We start from the raw sequence: 14,578 nt of genomic DNA, 5'->3' as shown, positions 1-14,578 counted from the left end.
AGGGCCGGGCCACACCCTAGCTGTTTGCCACGGTTCGCGGGACACCCTGCGGGCCGGATAGAAACCAAGAAACTGGAGTGTCTCAAATGAAAAAGTTTGCCATGACCGCGACCGCTGTTGCTGCCCTGATGGCGTCCCCGCTGGCTGCAAAGGACGTCGCGGCAGAGCTGGATGCAGACGGCAACGGGACTTACTCGCTGGAAGAGCTTCAGCTGGCGTTTCCGGATCTGACCGCGGAAACCTTTGCCACCGTGGATGCCAATGCGGACGGCGAGGCCGACGCGGCTGAGGTGAGCGCGGCAATTGAGGCCGGCGTGCTGGCCGAGGCGGGCTGATCCGGCGCCAAGGCGCCGTTCTGCCGTCATGCTAACGCCCCCTGTCCTTCGGGGCGGCACTACTCCCTTCCAACTCCGCGGCGTGACGGCAGCGTGTCCGGGAAGGCCCCGCAGCATTGCGGGGCCTTTTGCGTTCCGCCGCGGCGCGGGGCTGCGGTCAGCCCGCCCGGGCCAGTACACCGGTCTCGTCATTGACCGCGGTACCGGTCACGTCATTGGCGGGGACGAGTTTGCCGCCGGTGCCGGTTTGGTCCTTTTGCATGGCGGTGCTCCTGTTGTTTGCGCGGGCAGAGAAACCGGGCAGAGAAACAACGTGCAGGGCAAAGCGATCGTTCCGGACCCTATTTCGCGGCCAGCGCTGCGGTTGCGGCTGACAGGTCTTCCGCCGACAGTTCGCTGCCTGGGATGGCCGGCAGCGGTTGTGCCAGGCGGGCCATGGCAGCCTGGCGGCGGTTGCAGGTCAGCGTGCTGAAGCCCCCGTTGCTGCCGTAAAGCGAATCCAGACTCGGGGGTGTTTCGAAATCAAACGGGACATCAGACAGCTGCGGCGCAAATCGCTCTATGATGTCGAAGACGGGTTCGGAGGTCACACGGTGCTTTTCCGCAAAGCTCAGAGACAGGGTAATCAATTTGCGGCTGTTGAAAGGGGACACGTAAAAATGCTGCCAGAGAGCGGGGAACACCGCGCCAACGGTGGCGCTGTAGTAGATTTCCATGAACATGAAATCGACCGCCTTGCTGCGGGCGGGCGCGTTCAGTGTCTGCTGCCAGGCAGTGAAGTCATCGTGGAACCGGGCTGCAGTTTGGGGGCCGAACATGCTCTTGGGAACGATGAGCAGCTTCTTGATCTGCCAGTACGCTGTATCCCACGAAGCCTGAGGCCGCGTGACAAACACGGCGCGCAGCAGGTCGGTCAGATGCCCGCGTAAAATGACCGTGCCCTCGGGCAGCGCGTCTGCGGTGCCGTTCAGGTGCTCCTGCGGGGGCTGCGCCGGGGTGCCCGTGGTCAGGTGGTAAATGTTGTGCCGCTTCCGGATTTCGTTTTCGGCCAGCGAATGGTGGCGTTTGTCGAAGGCTTCGTGCTGCAGGCCGAGGCGCTGGCAGAGCAGGCTGCCGATGGCGGCATCGCGGCGGGTGGCATAGTTGTTGATGTGGGAATAATAGTGCCTGATGCGGTCCGTGTAGGGCTTGGCAAAGGTGAGAAGCAGCCTGCTGTCCTGGCCGCCGGTGACCGGCAGGGCCGTCGGATAGGCTGCGGCAATGGCGCCGATGCTGGCGCTGGCCTGGGCATAGATCCGATCATATATTTCAAGCGGATCCTGCGGCGCCGCGAAGCTGTCGCCGCCGCGGGGCCAAAAGCGGTGCTCGCCGAACGTGCGCAGGTCCAGGTAATGGTTCGGGTTGAGGCGGCGCACGTCCTTGTCGGCGGTGTGGAACAGGGAAATCTTGCCGCCGTGGTTCTGAATGACATCCAGGCTGAACTTGGGGTTCGGGACCAGCGGCCGGTCCAGCGCCATGAGGGGTGAGGCCGCAATTCGCCGCGACACGGGGTCATAGACGGCCCCGATCATGCCGACCGGGTCGGTGTAAAGCCGCGTTTGCCCGCCGCTCTCCACAATGAATGCGAAGCGGCCGGCGGTTTCAACGATGAAGGCTTCCAGGCGGTCCCAGAAATCCGCGGCAGAGCTGTCCAGCGGCAAGTGCTGCTGCGGCCCGGTCAACAGGCCCGCAGGCCCGACCGCGATGCCGAGCAGCACGCCAACCGGCCGGCCCTGTGCATCCTGCAGCGAACTGGCAGGGAGGCCCCTGCCGGCATAAATGTTCCATTGGCCGCAGGTGTGATGGGAGAAGGAGTGGATCTCCTCATGGGTGGGGGATATCACGTACTGATATCTGAACGCCGTGGCGAACAGCCGCGGCCGGTAGGGCCAAAGTCTTTGTGCTTCAAGCATTTTCTGCGCCGGTTGAAATGTGCCCGGCCCTTCTTAATCTTCTTTAAATTGTATTTTTTACGATTGTTCTCGCTGGGCGCCAGCGGTTTCCAAGGCCGGCCGCACTGTCTGGTTCAGGTCCGTAGCATTCGTGCCACGCCTGCCTGGCGTGCCGCCGTTTCCGGGGCAGGCCGCCAACATCGTGTCTGGGAAACGCAGGCCGCTGCCCTGCGTGCGCAATGCCGGTGTTCGGGCGGGCGCAGGGTTGTGATAAGGTTTGCGGGTTCCGGACTGCCATCAGCAAATGGAGGACACTGAATTGGGTCAATGGGTCGCCAGGTCAGTGAGCCGCGGGTTGGCGATGCTGCTGTTTCTGTGCCTGGCTTCTGTCCGGCTGGCGGCTGAGCCTGCGGGCGGCACGGAAGCGCCGCGCCCGGGGCTTATGTGGAACCGCACCGGCCTGCCTGCGGTCTTTCCGCTGCAGGTGAAAACGCCGGAAGGCGCGGATCATTATCTGGTGCTGACCGGTGAGGACAGCGCGGAGGAGGCGCTGGCGGCCTATATCCGGGGCGGCGCGTTCTTCCGGGTGCTGGTGCCGCCGGGCCGCTACCGCCTGCATTTTGCCAGCGGCCGGGGCTGGCAGGGAGAAACCCGGCTGTTCGGGGCGGCGACGCGCCATTTCGAGCTGCCGCAGCTGCTGGAGTTCGCGCTGCGCGGGCCGGGGCTCAAGTCCGGACATATCATCACCCTGACGAGGGATCAGCCGGAAGGCGCCTGGGAGGCCGCTGTCAGGGATCAGTTCATTTGCCAGATTGCCGGGCTGGACAGCCCTGAGCCGGCTGTGCCGCCGGGCCGCCGGATGCAGCTGGGCGGCACGGCGGATGCAAGGTGGAGCCTGCATCTGCGGTGGCGGCTGGGGCTGGCCAGGCCCGAGGCGGGGACGCCGGACATGCTGTGGCTGCGCAGCCAGTTCGTGCTCGGCAATCCGAACCTGCGCCGCCGCCCGGCAGTGCAGCACGCCCCGCCCGTGCGGCAGCCGGACAGGCGGTTCCGCGGCTATTCCGTACGGTCGCTTTACTGCGGCTGAAACCGGGGCTGTCGGTTATTCCCCGCTGCGCTCCTTCATCAGCCGGTCGGCCTTTTTGCGCACCAGAACGCTGCGCAGGTCGTGCATCGCCAGCAGCAGCGCGTCGGTCACGTCCTCCAGCTGCGCGTCGGTTGCGCGGCTGTTGACCCAGTGGGCGGTGAGGTTCAGGTGGTCGACGGTGCGGTGGATGTCGTCGATGTCGCGGGCGGCGAGGGTGGCGGCGCGGGCCTCCATCCAGGACTTGATCTCGGCGATGTCCTGACCGGTCAGCTGTCGCTGGCCGTGCGGTTTGATCTCGCCGTTGCGGATGTTCACAACGGCGATCTGGTCCATCTCGATCCGCCGGTTGCGGTTCTCGGTGTCGACGCGGAAGACAAAAGCGCCGTTCTCACGGACGCGGAAGTAGTATTCCGGCAGATCGGCGCTCATACGGGGCTCTCCTGTTAGGTCAGCGATGCGCAGAAGGACTGGATGCGGCGGCAGGCCTCCTCCAGCGCTGCGTCGGAGGTTGCGTAGCTGACGCGGAAGTTGGGCGACAGGCCGAAGGCGGCGCCGAAGACGACGGCAACGTCTGCTTCCTCCAAGAGGGCAGTGGCGAAATCCTCGTCCGTTTCGATCAGCTTGCCGGCGGGCGTGGTCTTGCCGATCAGCCCGGCGATGGACGGGTAGACGTAGAAGGCGCCTTCGGGCACGGGGCAGGAGATGCCCTCGATCTCCGACAGCATGGAGACCACCAGATCGCGGCGGCGCTTGAAGGTCACGTTGTTGGGCGCGAGGAAGGCCTGGGTGCCATTGAGCGCCTCCACCGCGGCCCATTGGCTGACCGAACAGGGGTTGGAGGTGGACTGCGACTGCACCTTGCGCATGGCGGCAATCAGCTTCTCCGGGCCCGCGGCGTAGCCGATGCGCCAGCCGGTCATCGCGTAGGCCTTGGAGACACCGTTGCAGGTCAGGGTGCGCTCATAGAGCGCAGGCTCCACCTGCGCCGGGGTGCAGAATTCAAACCCGTCATAGGCGAGGTGCTCGTACATGTCGTCGGTCATCACCCAGACATGCGGATGGCGCATCAGCACGTCTGTCAGCGCCTTCAGCTCCGCCTTGCTGTAGCCCGCGCCGGTTGGGTTCGACGGCGAGTTGAAGATGAACCATTTGGTCTTGGGGGTGATCGCCGCCTCCAGCTGATCGGCAGTCAGCTTGAAATTGGTCTGCAGCGAGGTCTGTGCAATCACCGGCGTGCCGCCGGCCAGCAGCACCATGTCCGGATAGCTGACCCAGTAAGGGGCGGGAATCACCACCTCGTCGCCCGGATTCAGGGTGGCCATCAGCGCGTTGTAGAGCGTCTGTTTGCCGCCGGTGCCGACAGAAACCTGCGCAGGGGTGTAGTTCAGCCCGTGGTCGCGCTTCATCTTGTCGCAGACTGCCTGTTTCAGCTCCGGGATGCCGTCGGGGGCGGTGTACTTGGTCTTGCCCGCGGCAATGGCTGCGACAGCGGCGTCCTTGATGTTCTGCGGGGTGTCGAAGTCCGGCTCGCCTGCGCTGAGGCCTATGACGTCGCGTCCCGCGGCCTTCAGCTCTGCGGCTTTTGCGGTCATCGCTATGGTCGGTGACGGTTTGACGCGCGATAAGGTCTCGGACAGGAAAGACATTGGCTGTGCCCCGGTTTGTATGTTGTGCGGAACTGTCATAGGGTGCGGCCAAACAGCGATCAAGCTGCATTGGCGTTTTGAGTAGGAGAACCAACGATGACTGAGCAGACCACAGACTGGTACGGCCCCGATGCGGCTACCTTCGGCGACCGCGTTGCGGCCGCGCGCGAAGCCGCCGGGATGACCCAGGGCCAGCTGGCGCGCCGGATCGGCGTCAAGAAATCGACCCTGAGCGCCTGGGAGCGGGACCTTTCGGAGCCGCGCGCCAACAAGCTGACCATGCTGGCAGGCCTTCTGAACGTGTCGATGTCCTGGCTGCTGACCGGCGAGGGCGAAGGCATGTCTGAGCCGGCGCCGCTGGAGCTGGAAGCCGGCGATTTCACCAGCGTGCTGAACGAGCTGCGTTCGCTGCGCAGCGAAATGCGCCAGAACGCCGAGCGCGCTGCGCGGCTGGAGAAGAAACTGCGGGCGCTGCTGCAGGTCAACGAAGCCCCGGCCGCAGAAACCGTCTGAGTCAGACGCATGCAAGAAGACCGTGCCACCCGCCTGAAGCGGCTGCAGATGCGCTCGATGCGCCGGGGTATCAAGGAAATGGATATCCTGCTGTCGGCCTATGCAGCTGCCAGCCTGGAACAGATGAACGATGCGCAGCTGGACCTGTATGACCAGCTGCTGCACGAGAACGACCAGGATCTGTACCAGTGGGTGACCGGCCAGGCGGAACCGCAAGAGCGGTTCCGCGCCCTGGTTGCGGAAATCGCACAAACCCACCAAAAATAATAAAATTCCAGCTTAACCGATTTTTCGGGAATTGTTGGCATCTTGTCTCAGGAGCAAATTCGAGTCGGAGATGCGAATGAGTATGGAAATGCCAATAGGCCAGACGGACCGCAAAGGTTTTATGACTGGCTACCTGGAGGCGCTGGGGCTGCTTGAGCGCCTCCACCGCCTGCTGCTGGACGTCATCAAGGATGAATTTGAACGCGTCGGCGTGCTGGAGATCAATGCGGTCCAGGCGCTCTTGCTGTTCAACATCGGCGACAATGAGGTGACGGCCGGGGAACTGAAGACCCGCGGCTATTACCAGGGCAGCAATGTCAGCTACAATCTGAAGAAGCTGGTTGAGATGGGATATATGCACCATCAGCGGTGCGAGATCGACCGCCGTTCGGTGCGGGTGCGGCTGACCCCGCGCGGCCGGGAAATCCGCGATATCGTGGCTGCGCTGTTCTCCCGCCATGCCGAAGGGCTGGAAGGCAAGAACGTGATCACCTCAGAAGGGATCGAGGACATCACCGCCTCGCTGAAGCGGATGGAACGCTACTGGTCGGACCAGATCCGCTACATTTACTGACGCGCCGGCTGGGGCAAGCCGTTCCAGAAGGCGATGGCCGGACAGGCCGGGGAAACACCGGCCGGCCGCAGACGGGGCATGAGGGGAAACCATGCTCTGACCGTATCAAAGGGTAACGCGCCGGGCTCCGGGCCGGGGTCACGGCAGATGGCTGCAGAAGCGGCCGCCCTTTTACCGGTTTTCCTGATAGCAAAAGATCAGCTTCCGGCACGGACAGCCCCGCACGGGGCTGCGCCGGTTTTCCGCGTGGATGCAGCCTGGCACCGCAAACCGCAGCCGCAGTAAACCGCCGCAGGGCAGGGTGTGCAGGCTGCTGCGTTACCAGTGGCCGGTGTTTCCCATACTGGCCCAGGGTTCCGCCGGCGGCAGGGAGTCGCCGTTCTGCAGCAGTTCGACGGAAATGTTGTCTGGCGAGCGCACAAAGGCCATGTGGCCGTCGCGCGGCGGCCGGTTGATGGTGACGCCGTTGTCCATCAGGTGCTGGCAGACCGCATAGATGTCGTCCACGCCATAGGCGAGATGGCCGAAATGGCGGCTGTCGCTGGGCAGTGCGTCATCGCCGTCCCAGTTGTAGGTAAGCTCGACCGGTGCCTCCTCCTGGCCGGGCGGGGCCATGAACACCAGGGTGAAGCGGCCCTGCTCGTTGTCCCAGCGGCGGGTCTCCTGAAGGCCGAGAAGCTGGTAGAAGGCTATCGATTTCTCGAGGTCCTTCACCCGGACCATGGTGTGCAGGTATTTGAGGGGCATGGCGGTCTCCTGTCTTGTTTGCCGGCCCTGGCGCGGCCGCTGCGCAGGGTCCGTTCTGAACAGATACGGGTTCAGAACTTCGATTCAATGCCCAGAGAAATAGAAAACTCGGAGCCTTCGTACCGGGCGTAATTCGACCTGCGCTTGCCCGCCCGCAGTCGCAGCATCGGGGCAAAGCCCGCGTAGTCGTAGTCTTCGAAGAACATGCCCACATCCGCATAGAGGGAATGATCCTGACGGCCGTCGGACAAGGCAAAGCCGTCCGCCGTGCGGAAGAAATCCTGATAGTCGGAGTAGCCCAGGATCAGGCCGCCGCTCAGCTTGGCCGGGCCGATTTTTTCGCCGAATGTATAGCCGAAACGGACCGTGGCGGTGTTGTAAGTCGTGTTGGGATGGGCGGAATCAGTTCCGCGCAGGCCCAGGGCCACATCGAACCTGCCGCCGTTCTCCAGGGATCTGCTCAGCGAGGCGCCAAGGCCAAGGGTGCTTGCATCGTAGAACAGGCTTCTGGGATTGAACCGCTGTTCAGCCGAGCCGTTCAGCCTGATCGAGGCGGCAGGCGAGACTTTCCAGCTGCGGCCGCCTGACAGTCGCAGCAGATCGTAGTTCTTTTCGCCGCCGTACCAGGAGGTCGCCGCGGAGAGGGCGGCCTGCGCCGAACCCTTTCCGGCTTCCGGTCCCACCGCGAATGCATGGCTGAGTGTGATTTCCCCATAAGATGAGGCAAACTCGGAATTCCGCGGCATTGTGAAGCCGGGGCGCGAGTCAACGATTTCGCGTGCCTTTTTCTTGGCGCTTTCCGACAGGGCCACGCGCTGCAGGTAGAGGCGCCCGGACAGGGCGGTGCGGCTGCGGCTGCTTTGGCGCAGGCGGCGGGAAACGGTGGCATCTGCGATGCCGATCAGCCCCGAAAGCGCAACCGACCGGGGGCCCAGGACACTGCCTGCCGTGGGCACGCCGTCAATGATCTCGATCGCCGAGTCCGATCCGTTGTTCACGTTTGAGCTAGGCTTCACTTCGGTGCGCAGCTTGATCGCCCAGGGATTGATGCGGCGCAGTGTCTTGTAGTCTTCGGCAATCAGCGCCTGCGCCTGGGCGTCCGGTGCGTGAATGGCGGTGCGGCGCAGCCAGAACTGGGACAGACCCGGGCGGCCTTCGGCAAAAGCCAGCCGCGATGCCATTTGCGCCGTCTGGTACTTTTCGCCAGGATCCTTGGCGAACCGGTAAGCGCGGCCGGCCGACTTGCGCGCGGCCTCAGGGTCCCTGAGCCTGGAATAGGCCGCCGCGCGCAGATACCAGGCGACATGATCCTTGCTATTGGCTTTCAGCAGCGCGTCAGAGAGGGCAAGCGCCAGTTGCGGCTTGCCGGTTTGCAGCGAGTGCATGGCCATCGCCCGCCCCTGATGCAGGGACAGGCGCATTCCGGCCTCCTGTGCATGGCACGGGGACAGGGCCAGGCCCGAGGCCAGGAACACTGAAGCCAGAATGCGCCGCATGGGTCTTATTCGTCGGAGGGGCAGTCGGAATGGCTGCTGGTGGTGGCGCACTGGCCGATGACGAACGCGCCGTATTCGATGACATCGCTGCCGTAGTCGCTGATGTGATCGGTGGCGTAGACCGTTCCGGCAACAGCAGTGGCGCCGTCGCCCGTGAAGACGCCTGCGTAGCTGCCCACACTTTCAGTGCCCACTTCGACCGTGCCTTCGAACGTGCCGTCGCTGCCGATGCTGGTCGGAACCAGCTCGAGATCAGCCACCGAGGTTCCCGGGTCGTCGACAACTGTTCTGTTGTAGATCCGGCCGTCGATCGCCCCATCGGTTCCGAAATCGGCGAGGATGAACACGTCGCCGGTCACTTCGGCAACCTGAGAGGGAATCAGGCTGGGGTCGGTTCCTGCATCGGTGGGCAGCAGGTCTTCGCCGCTGCCTGCCACATTCAGCAGGCCGATATAGGTGCCGGCATAGGAGACGGCGCCCAGCGGGTCGCCATCGCCATCGGTCGGGGCGGTGAAACTGCCGTCAGACCCGAAGTGGGTGCCGCTCATGTAATAACCCGAGGGGCCGTTGCCGGTTGCGACGACCATCGCGTAGCCGCCTTCCATCTCGCGGAAATATGCGGTGGAGTGGGGGGCCTGGGAGTGTTCCTGATAGGTATAGGCCTGATAGACGGACCCGTCGCTGCCTGTGCGGTCCAGGGCCGCGTTGCGGGTATAAGGCACGTCGTCGTTGGCAATGCCGGTGATGAAAATCGTGTCGTCGCTGGAGACGTAATTCACGCTGATGACATCACCTGCAACCGAGGCAGGCACAGTGCTGCCGGTGTCGGTATCCGTGCTGGTATCCGAACCGGTGTCCGTGTCGTCATCGTTATCAGTATTGAACGGGTTGCCCCCGCCGCATGCGGACAGCGCGGACGCCACCGCGAGCCCTAGCCAAAAGCGCCTCATCTGCCATTACCTCAATATGTTTTTTCGTTTTGCGCCACCTTCGGCCGCGGCAGCGCAGTTGTCAATTGAACAGTGCGGTTTTCGGCGCAACCGTGGCGGATGCGCTACCAGCATGTAGTTTCCTGTATTCACTGGATGGGCAGATATGGTATGACCGCATGGTGGAAGGCGTGGAATTTTCGCCCTTGGCGCGCGGTGTGCCAGACGGTATTCCGGGCAGGGCAATCAAGTCAGCGGCAGGGGGCGGCGGTGCAGCAGTATCACGATCAGCTACAGTATATTCTGGACCACGGGGAGCAGTCGGGCGACCGGACCGGCACCGGCACGCTGTCGTGTTTCGGCATGCAGGCGCGGTATCCGCTGAAGGACGGCTTTCCGCTGGTGACCACCAAGAAGCTGCATCTGCGTTCAATCATTCATGAGCTTCTGTGGTTCCTGTCCGGCGACACCAACATCCGCTACCTGAAGGAAAACGGCGTTTCGATCTGGGACGAATGGGCCGATGAGAACGGTGACCTGGGTCCCGTCTACGGCCACCAGTGGCGCCGGTTCCCCAAGCTGGAGCTGGCCGAGGGCACTGTGGGGGATGAGCCGCTGTACCGAGCGGGCAGCGTCGATCAGATCGCCGGTCTGGTGGAGATGATCCGCAAGAGCCCCGACAGTCGCCGCTTGATCGTTTCCGCTTGGAACCCGGGCGATGTGCCGGACATGGCACTGCCGCCGTGCCATACCCTGTGGCAGGTGCGGGTGGCAGGCGGCAAGATGCACCTGCAGCTCTACCAGCGCTCGGCCGACATGTTCCTGGGCGTGCCGTTCAATATCGCATCCTACTCGCTGCTCTTGGCGATGCTGGCGCATGTGACCGGCTACGAGGCGGGCGATTTCGTGCACACGATGGGCGACGCGCATATCTATTCGAACCATGTGGAGCAGGTGCAGCTGCAGCTGTCGCGCACCCCCAAGCCGCTGCCGCAGCTGCGGATCAAGCGGCAGGTGAATTCGATATTTGACTTCAAGTTCGAGGATTTCGAGATCCTCAACTATGACCCCGACCCGGTGATCAAGGCGCCGGTTGCGGTTTAAGACACAAGGACAGCAGGCATGATTACCCTGATCGCTGCGCGGGCGCGCAACGGCGCCATTGGCAAGGACAATGAAATCCCCTGGTTTGCGCCGGAAGATCTGAAGGCTTTCCAGCGCGAGACCCTGGGCGGCGCCATCATCATGGGCCGCAAAACCTGGGACAGCCTGCCGGTGAAGCCGTTGAAGAACCGGCTGAACCTGGTGGTATCCTCCAACCCGCAGGCCGCGGAGACCGTGCTGCCGTCAATCGAAGCGGCGGTTGAGGCGGCCTATGCGCAGGGATACCGCCGCGTCTACGGCATCGGCGGCGAGGGGATCTACCGCGGCATGCTGGGCATGGCGGACCGGCTGCTGGTGACAGAGGTGGACCTGACCATCGAGGATGCAGATGCCTATTTCCCTGAATTCCAGGCGGACGAATGGATCAAGGCAGGGGAAACCGAGCTGCGCAGCAGCGAGCCGGCCTGCGTGATGGTGGAGTATCTGCGCCGGGGCTGAAGGCCCTGCGCGTTTGCCTGCGCCCAGCCAAAGCCCGGGCGCAGTGCAGAAGTGTAAAATCAGATCGCCTTGAGATCAGCTGCCATTTTCCGGCCGTCGCGGCCTTCGGTCAGCTCGTAGCCGATTTTCATATTGTCGGCGAGACCGGTCATGCCCGACCGCTCAACCGCTGAAATGTGCACAAACACATCCTTGCCGCCTTCATCGGGTTCAATAAACCCGTACCCTTTGGTGGTGTTGAACCACTTCACGGTGCCGCTTGGCATTTCCCGTGTCTCCTTCTACTTTGCACGTCGCCCCGGGGCGTCCCGGGGCATCCGGCCGTTCCCTGGCGGTTATGCGCAAGGCAGGGCCGGACAACCTTGAGTTTTGCACGGGCTGACTGAAAATCAAGAGAAACCGGGGAATTCCACCATAAATTGTGCGAATTCTTCGCGGGGAGTAAGAAGGCAGATGAAAATCTACGGGCTAAAAAATTGCGACACCTGCCGTAAGGCATTGAAACAGATACAGGATTCCGTTCTGGTCGATATCCGCGCGGATGGCATGCCAGAGGGGCTGCTGGAGGCGGCCCATGCAAAATTCGGCGCCAAGCTGGTCAATACCCGCTCTACCACCTGGCGGGGTCTGAGCGAGGAGGAGCGCGGGGGCGAGCCGCTTGAACTGCTGCGGGCGCATCCGGCGCTGATGAAGCGGCCGCTGATCGAGCGAGACGGGGAATTATTCCTGGGTTGGGATCAGAACACGAAGGAGGCCCTTGGCGGGGCTTAAGCCGCGGCTTATGTCAGTACCCTGGATTTTGGGAGAAAGTTAATGCGCAATGCAGCCCTTGTTCTGGGGATCATCGCCGGCATTTTCGGCATGGTGGTGGGCTTCTTCGGCTATGGCTATACCGCCGCGGTGGAGTATTTCGGCGAAGTCGAGGGGCTGGCCGAACAGGTCGACAATGTCGACCAGCTGCGGCTGCTGGCGGTTCTGTCGCCGCTTCTGGCAATAGCCGGCGGCGCCATGGCGCGGGCCAGGGCCTTGTGGGGCGGCATTCTGCTGCTGGGCTCGGCGGCTGGCATGTACGCGGGCTTTGGCCTCAACGTCTTTACCATTTTCCCCTTGAGCTTTGCCGCGGTGGGCGGACTGATGGCGCTGGCCGCGGGTCAGCCGGATGAGCCGAAGGCGCATTTCTGATCCGAACCGACCCGCATGAAAAAGGCGCCGCTGCCGGGGCAGGGCGCCTTTTCTTTTTGTGGGAGCCGGCAGCGTCAGGCCAGGGCGGGCTCCATCCGGTTGCGCAGCAGAGCGTCCACCGACAGGGCGCCCGCGCCCTTGATCACCAGAACCGCCAGCAGGAAGATCCAGAACAGCCGCTGGTCCAGGATCACGGCGTCGGGGAAGCGGTCGAACAGCGCGCCGAGGGTTTTATCATCGGTGGCGCCGTGGCCGTAGATGTCGGTCAGCGACTGCACGATGACAAAGCCGATCATGCCGAGCGAGGCGAGGCGGGTCAGAAGCCCGACCACGATCATCAGCGGCAGGATGAATTCGGCGTAGGTCCCGGCCAGCACCACCAGTTTCTGGAACAGGCCGAACTGGGACACGTCATAGCCTGCGGCCTCCAGCTGTTTCGGGAAGATCTGGCTGTAGGCGCCGATCGAGGGGCTGAAAAGGCCGAGGATGCCGTCGCCCAGCTTGGTCAGGCCGGAGTTCCAGAAATAGAGCAGCAGCGTCGAGGCGAAGATAAAGCGTGCCGCCAGCGGCAGCAGCCAGTTGCCGGCCCTTTCCACCTGGCGGAAAACGACGTCGTGAATGGAGACAAGTGTGTGCATGGGTTTACCCTTTGCTTTCCAATCCGGTTATTGCGCCGCCCTGCAGGAGCAGGGCCAGCGTGGCACCCAGGTCAAAGGCTGAGTTTTCGGCGGCGGCCTGTTCCAAGGCCTCGCCAATGGAGGCGCCCCCCATCAGAGCGCGGATCCAGATTGCGCCCGCGGGGGGCAGGACCTGGGGAATGGGGTCGAAATCGGGGCGGGTGATCAGCACGTCCTGGGCCTGCGCTTCTGGCTTGGGCGCGCCGTCTTCGGTGTTGTAGCGCCAGATGGCGTGAATGGGCCAGGACGAGCGCAGCACCTGCACCGCGGGCGCCAGCGCCAGGCGGGTGTTCATCAGCTGGCCCGGCGTCAGCGCGGCAAGCGTCTCGGGCGCGATGGCTTCAGCATCCGCAGCGTGGTAGGCGCGGCGCAGCGCCAGCTCCAGCCGGGCGACATCGCCGAGGTAGCCCAGATGCCTGAGCTGCTCCATGCCCTCCAGGAAGGCCGGGAAGTGCGCGCCGTAGAACATCATCAGGGGTGACGACGGCGGGTGCCGGCGCAGGTAAATGCCTGCTAGCCCGTCCATGTTCTGCTTGCCCAAGAGCTTGGCAATCACCGGAAAGGCGCTGTGCATCGCCTCGGTCAGGGACACGGCGACATTGTTGCGGTAGACGCTGAAACGGCGCCCGGCAGGCTGGGCCTGGTGATCCACCAGGCCCTCCGGCACCTGCTGGCCCGCATCCAACATGGCGCGGGTGAATTCTGCCTGGGTCACGCTCATGCCGGGACGCGCTCCAGCGCGGTTGCGGCGCGGGCGGCCTCGGCTTCCAGCACAGGCCAGTCCGGCACGTCGTTGTCCCATTCTATCAGCACCGGCTTGGGGCCGGATTTGGCAAGCGTATAATCCAGCAGCGCCCAGACCGGGTCCACCACCTCGCGCCCGTGGCTGTCGATCAGCAGCGGGCGGCCGTGGTCGTCCTCATCCTCGTCATGGCCGCCGAGGTGGATTTCACCGACCTTGTCCAGCGGGAAGGCGTCGATATAGCCCTGCGGCGAGAAGTCGAGGTTGGTGGCGGAGACAAAGACGTTGTTCACGTCCAGAAGCAGCCCGCAGCCGGTGCGGCGGGAGATTTCGGAAAGGAACTCGGGCTCGGACCAGGTGCTCTCGGCAAAGGCGAGGTAGCTGGAGGGGTTTTCCAGCAGCATCCGGCGCCCGATGGTGTCCTGCAATTGGTTGATGTGGCTGCAGATCCGCTGCAGGCTGGCGTCCGTGTAGGGCAGCGGCAGCAGGTCGTTGTAGAAGTGGCTGTCGTGGGTGGACCAGGCCAGATGTTCGGAGAAACTTGCCGGGTTCAGCCAGCCCACCAGATGCTTGAGCCGGGCCAGGTGGTCTGCGTCCAGCGGCCCTTCGCCCCCGATCGAGAGGCCGACGCCATGCACTGACATGGCAAAGCGTTCGGACAGGTGGCGCAGTTGCGCGATCGGTCGGCCGCCGTCGCCCATGTAGTTCTCGGCGTGGATTTCCAGCCATTTGACAGAACCCGGGTCCGCAGTGATCTGGGCGAAATGCTGCGGCTTGTAACCGACGCCGGGGGCGGCGGGCAGTCTGTCATGTGCAGCAGTGTCAAGCATGGCGGGTCCTGAAGTCCGGG

General features: G+C 63.7%; 19 protein-coding genes. 9 read left to right on the top strand and 10 right to left on the bottom strand.

Going from position 1 to position 14,578, the window contains the following annotated elements:
* The first annotated feature begins 86 nt into the window (after nucleotides 1–86).
* Nucleotides 87–335, top strand: a complete 249-nt coding sequence (locus LHL23_RS05605; RefSeq protein WP_226429103.1) for an EF-hand domain-containing protein — start codon at nucleotides 87–89, stop codon at nucleotides 333–335.
* Nucleotides 336–676: 341 nt separating this feature from the next.
* Here LHL23_RS05605 and LHL23_RS05600 read toward each other — a convergent pair whose 3' ends face one another.
* Entirely contained in the window at nucleotides 677–2,287 is a 1,611-nt protein-coding gene (locus LHL23_RS05600; protein ID WP_226429102.1) for a hypothetical protein, read from the bottom strand.
* Between the two features lie 283 nt (nucleotides 2,288–2,570).
* Between LHL23_RS05600 and LHL23_RS05595 the strand changes: the two genes are divergently transcribed.
* Nucleotides 2,571–3,353, top strand: coding sequence for a hypothetical protein (locus LHL23_RS05595; protein ID WP_226429101.1), 783 nt, complete (start codon nucleotides 2,571–2,573; stop codon nucleotides 3,351–3,353).
* 15 nt (nucleotides 3,354–3,368) lie between these two features.
* On the opposite strand, the gene LHL23_RS05590 is transcribed toward LHL23_RS05595, so the two are convergent.
* Both LHL23_RS05590 and LHL23_RS05585 read right to left on the bottom strand, forming a co-directional pair.
* A complete protein-coding gene (locus tag LHL23_RS05590) occupies nucleotides 3,369–3,782 on the bottom strand; it encodes a hypothetical protein (protein WP_226429100.1) in 414 nt (137 codons plus the stop codon).
* A 14-nt stretch (nucleotides 3,783–3,796) separates the two neighbouring features.
* Entirely contained in the window at nucleotides 3,797–4,999 is a 1,203-nt protein-coding gene (locus LHL23_RS05585) for a pyridoxal phosphate-dependent aminotransferase (protein ID WP_226429099.1), read from the bottom strand.
* Nucleotides 5,000–5,095: 96 nt separating this feature from the next.
* On the opposite strand from LHL23_RS05585, the gene LHL23_RS05580 reads away from it, so the two are divergent.
* From LHL23_RS05580 to LHL23_RS05570, 3 genes are all read left to right on the top strand, one after another.
* On the top strand, nucleotides 5,096–5,512 hold the full coding sequence (locus tag LHL23_RS05580; protein WP_222478532.1) for a helix-turn-helix domain-containing protein: 417 nt from the start codon (nucleotides 5,096–5,098) through the stop codon (nucleotides 5,510–5,512).
* A gap of 9 nt (nucleotides 5,513–5,521) precedes the next feature.
* The gene (locus LHL23_RS05575) at nucleotides 5,522–5,779 is read left to right on the top strand and encodes a succinate dehydrogenase assembly factor 2 (protein ID WP_226429098.1); all 258 of its coding nucleotides are present in this window, start codon (nucleotides 5,522–5,524) and stop codon (nucleotides 5,777–5,779) included.
* Nucleotides 5,780–5,855: 76 nt separating this feature from the next.
* The gene (locus LHL23_RS05570) at nucleotides 5,856–6,353 is read left to right on the top strand and encodes a MarR family winged helix-turn-helix transcriptional regulator (protein ID WP_222478536.1); all 498 of its coding nucleotides are present in this window, start codon (nucleotides 5,856–5,858) and stop codon (nucleotides 6,351–6,353) included.
* Between the two features lie 318 nt (nucleotides 6,354–6,671).
* Here LHL23_RS05570 and LHL23_RS05565 read toward each other — a convergent pair whose 3' ends face one another.
* From LHL23_RS05565 to LHL23_RS05555, 3 genes are all read right to left on the bottom strand, one after another.
* Nucleotides 6,672–7,100, bottom strand: a complete 429-nt coding sequence (locus LHL23_RS05565; RefSeq protein ID WP_226429097.1) for a VOC family protein — start codon at nucleotides 7,098–7,100, stop codon at nucleotides 6,672–6,674.
* Nucleotides 7,101–7,171: 71 nt separating this feature from the next.
* Nucleotides 7,172–8,521, bottom strand: coding sequence for a hypothetical protein (locus tag LHL23_RS05560; protein ID WP_226429096.1), 1,350 nt, complete (start codon nucleotides 8,519–8,521; stop codon nucleotides 7,172–7,174).
* An 80-nt stretch (nucleotides 8,522–8,601) separates the two neighbouring features.
* Nucleotides 8,602–9,546: a thymidylate synthase gene (locus LHL23_RS05555; protein WP_222478542.1), complete on the bottom strand. Its 945-nt coding sequence runs from the start codon at nucleotides 9,544–9,546 to the stop codon at nucleotides 8,602–8,604.
* Between the two features lie 249 nt (nucleotides 9,547–9,795).
* Between LHL23_RS05555 and LHL23_RS05550 the strand changes: the two genes are divergently transcribed.
* Both LHL23_RS05550 and LHL23_RS05545 read left to right on the top strand, forming a co-directional pair.
* Complete coding sequence (locus LHL23_RS05550) at nucleotides 9,796–10,629, top strand: thymidylate synthase (RefSeq protein ID WP_222478544.1); 834 nt, start codon at nucleotides 9,796–9,798, stop codon at nucleotides 10,627–10,629.
* Between the two features lie 18 nt (nucleotides 10,630–10,647).
* A complete protein-coding gene (locus tag LHL23_RS05545; protein ID WP_222478546.1) occupies nucleotides 10,648–11,127 on the top strand; it encodes a dihydrofolate reductase in 480 nt (159 codons plus the stop codon).
* A 59-nt stretch (nucleotides 11,128–11,186) separates the two neighbouring features.
* On the opposite strand, the gene LHL23_RS05540 is transcribed toward LHL23_RS05545, so the two are convergent.
* Entirely contained in the window at nucleotides 11,187–11,393 is a 207-nt protein-coding gene (locus LHL23_RS05540) for a cold-shock protein (RefSeq protein WP_039124664.1), read from the bottom strand.
* 187 nt (nucleotides 11,394–11,580) lie between these two features.
* On the opposite strand from LHL23_RS05540, the gene LHL23_RS05535 reads away from it, so the two are divergent.
* Nucleotides 11,581–11,898: an arsenate reductase family protein gene (locus tag LHL23_RS05535; protein ID WP_226429095.1), complete on the top strand. Its 318-nt coding sequence runs from the start codon at nucleotides 11,581–11,583 to the stop codon at nucleotides 11,896–11,898.
* A 42-nt stretch (nucleotides 11,899–11,940) separates the two neighbouring features.
* On the top strand, nucleotides 11,941–12,309 hold the full coding sequence (locus LHL23_RS05530; RefSeq protein WP_222478550.1) for a hypothetical protein: 369 nt from the start codon (nucleotides 11,941–11,943) through the stop codon (nucleotides 12,307–12,309).
* Nucleotides 12,310–12,383: 74 nt separating this feature from the next.
* Here LHL23_RS05530 and LHL23_RS05525 read toward each other — a convergent pair whose 3' ends face one another.
* From LHL23_RS05525 to bufB, 3 genes are read right to left on the bottom strand one after another with little or no spacing between them, the layout of a single operon-like run.
* A complete protein-coding gene (locus LHL23_RS05525; RefSeq protein ID WP_226429094.1) occupies nucleotides 12,384–12,947 on the bottom strand; it encodes a DoxX family protein in 564 nt (187 codons plus the stop codon).
* A 4-nt stretch (nucleotides 12,948–12,951) separates the two neighbouring features.
* Nucleotides 12,952–13,707 (bottom strand): HvfC/BufC N-terminal domain-containing protein, encoded by a 756-nt coding sequence (locus LHL23_RS05520; protein ID WP_226429093.1) that lies wholly within the window; start codon nucleotides 13,705–13,707, stop codon nucleotides 12,952–12,954.
* Complete coding sequence (gene bufB / locus LHL23_RS05515) at nucleotides 13,704–14,558, bottom strand: MNIO family bufferin maturase (protein ID WP_226429092.1); 855 nt, start codon at nucleotides 14,556–14,558, stop codon at nucleotides 13,704–13,706. The genes LHL23_RS05520 and bufB overlap by 4 nt, the downstream gene beginning before the upstream one ends.
* Between the last annotated feature and the right edge of the window lie 20 nt (nucleotides 14,559–14,578).

This window comes from Leisingera sp. McT4-56 (genome assembly GCF_020514995.1).
Lineage (GTDB): Bacteria > Pseudomonadota > Alphaproteobacteria > Rhodobacterales > Rhodobacteraceae > Leisingera > Leisingera aquaemixtae_A.
Note: the sequence above shows the minus strand (reverse complement) of the source record. Positions and strands in the feature narration are given on the sequence as shown.

Bases quoted from the DNA above. Each gene is read 5' to 3' on its own strand.
- LHL23_RS05605 (WP_226429103.1), top strand. From the start codon at position 87: ATGAAAAAGTTTGCCATGACCGCGACCGCTGTTGCTGCCCTGATGGCG.
- LHL23_RS05600 (WP_226429102.1), bottom strand. From the start codon at position 2,287: ATGCTTGAAGCACAAAGACTTTGGCCCTACCGGCCGCGGCTGTTCGCC.
- LHL23_RS05595 (WP_226429101.1), top strand. From the start codon at position 2,571: ATGGAGGACACTGAATTGGGTCAATGGGTCGCCAGGTCAGTGAGCCGC.
- LHL23_RS05590 (WP_226429100.1), bottom strand. From the start codon at position 3,782: ATGAGCGCCGATCTGCCGGAATACTACTTCCGCGTCCGTGAGAACGGC.
- LHL23_RS05585 (WP_226429099.1), bottom strand. From the start codon at position 4,999: ATGTCTTTCCTGTCCGAGACCTTATCGCGCGTCAAACCGTCACCGACC.
- LHL23_RS05580 (WP_222478532.1), top strand. From the start codon at position 5,096: ATGACTGAGCAGACCACAGACTGGTACGGCCCCGATGCGGCTACCTTC.
- LHL23_RS05575 (WP_226429098.1), top strand. From the start codon at position 5,522: ATGCAAGAAGACCGTGCCACCCGCCTGAAGCGGCTGCAGATGCGCTCG.
- LHL23_RS05570 (WP_222478536.1), top strand. From the start codon at position 5,856: ATGAGTATGGAAATGCCAATAGGCCAGACGGACCGCAAAGGTTTTATG.
- LHL23_RS05565 (WP_226429097.1), bottom strand. From the start codon at position 7,100: ATGCCCCTCAAATACCTGCACACCATGGTCCGGGTGAAGGACCTCGAG.
- LHL23_RS05560 (WP_226429096.1), bottom strand. From the start codon at position 8,521: ATGCGCCTGTCCCTGCATCAGGGGCGGGCGATGGCCATGCACTCGCTG.
- LHL23_RS05555 (WP_222478542.1), bottom strand. From the start codon at position 9,546: ATGAGGCGCTTTTGGCTAGGGCTCGCGGTGGCGTCCGCGCTGTCCGCA.
- LHL23_RS05545 (WP_222478546.1), top strand. From the start codon at position 10,648: ATGATTACCCTGATCGCTGCGCGGGCGCGCAACGGCGCCATTGGCAAG.
- LHL23_RS05540 (WP_039124664.1), bottom strand. From the start codon at position 11,393: ATGCCAAGCGGCACCGTGAAGTGGTTCAACACCACCAAAGGGTACGGG.
- LHL23_RS05535 (WP_226429095.1), top strand. From the start codon at position 11,581: ATGAAAATCTACGGGCTAAAAAATTGCGACACCTGCCGTAAGGCATTG.
- LHL23_RS05530 (WP_222478550.1), top strand. From the start codon at position 11,941: ATGCGCAATGCAGCCCTTGTTCTGGGGATCATCGCCGGCATTTTCGGC.
- LHL23_RS05525 (WP_226429094.1), bottom strand. From the start codon at position 12,947: ATGCACACACTTGTCTCCATTCACGACGTCGTTTTCCGCCAGGTGGAA.
- LHL23_RS05520 (WP_226429093.1), bottom strand. From the start codon at position 13,707: ATGAGCGTGACCCAGGCAGAATTCACCCGCGCCATGTTGGATGCGGGC.
- bufB (WP_226429092.1), bottom strand. From the start codon at position 14,558: ATGCTTGACACTGCTGCACATGACAGACTGCCCGCCGCCCCCGGCGTC.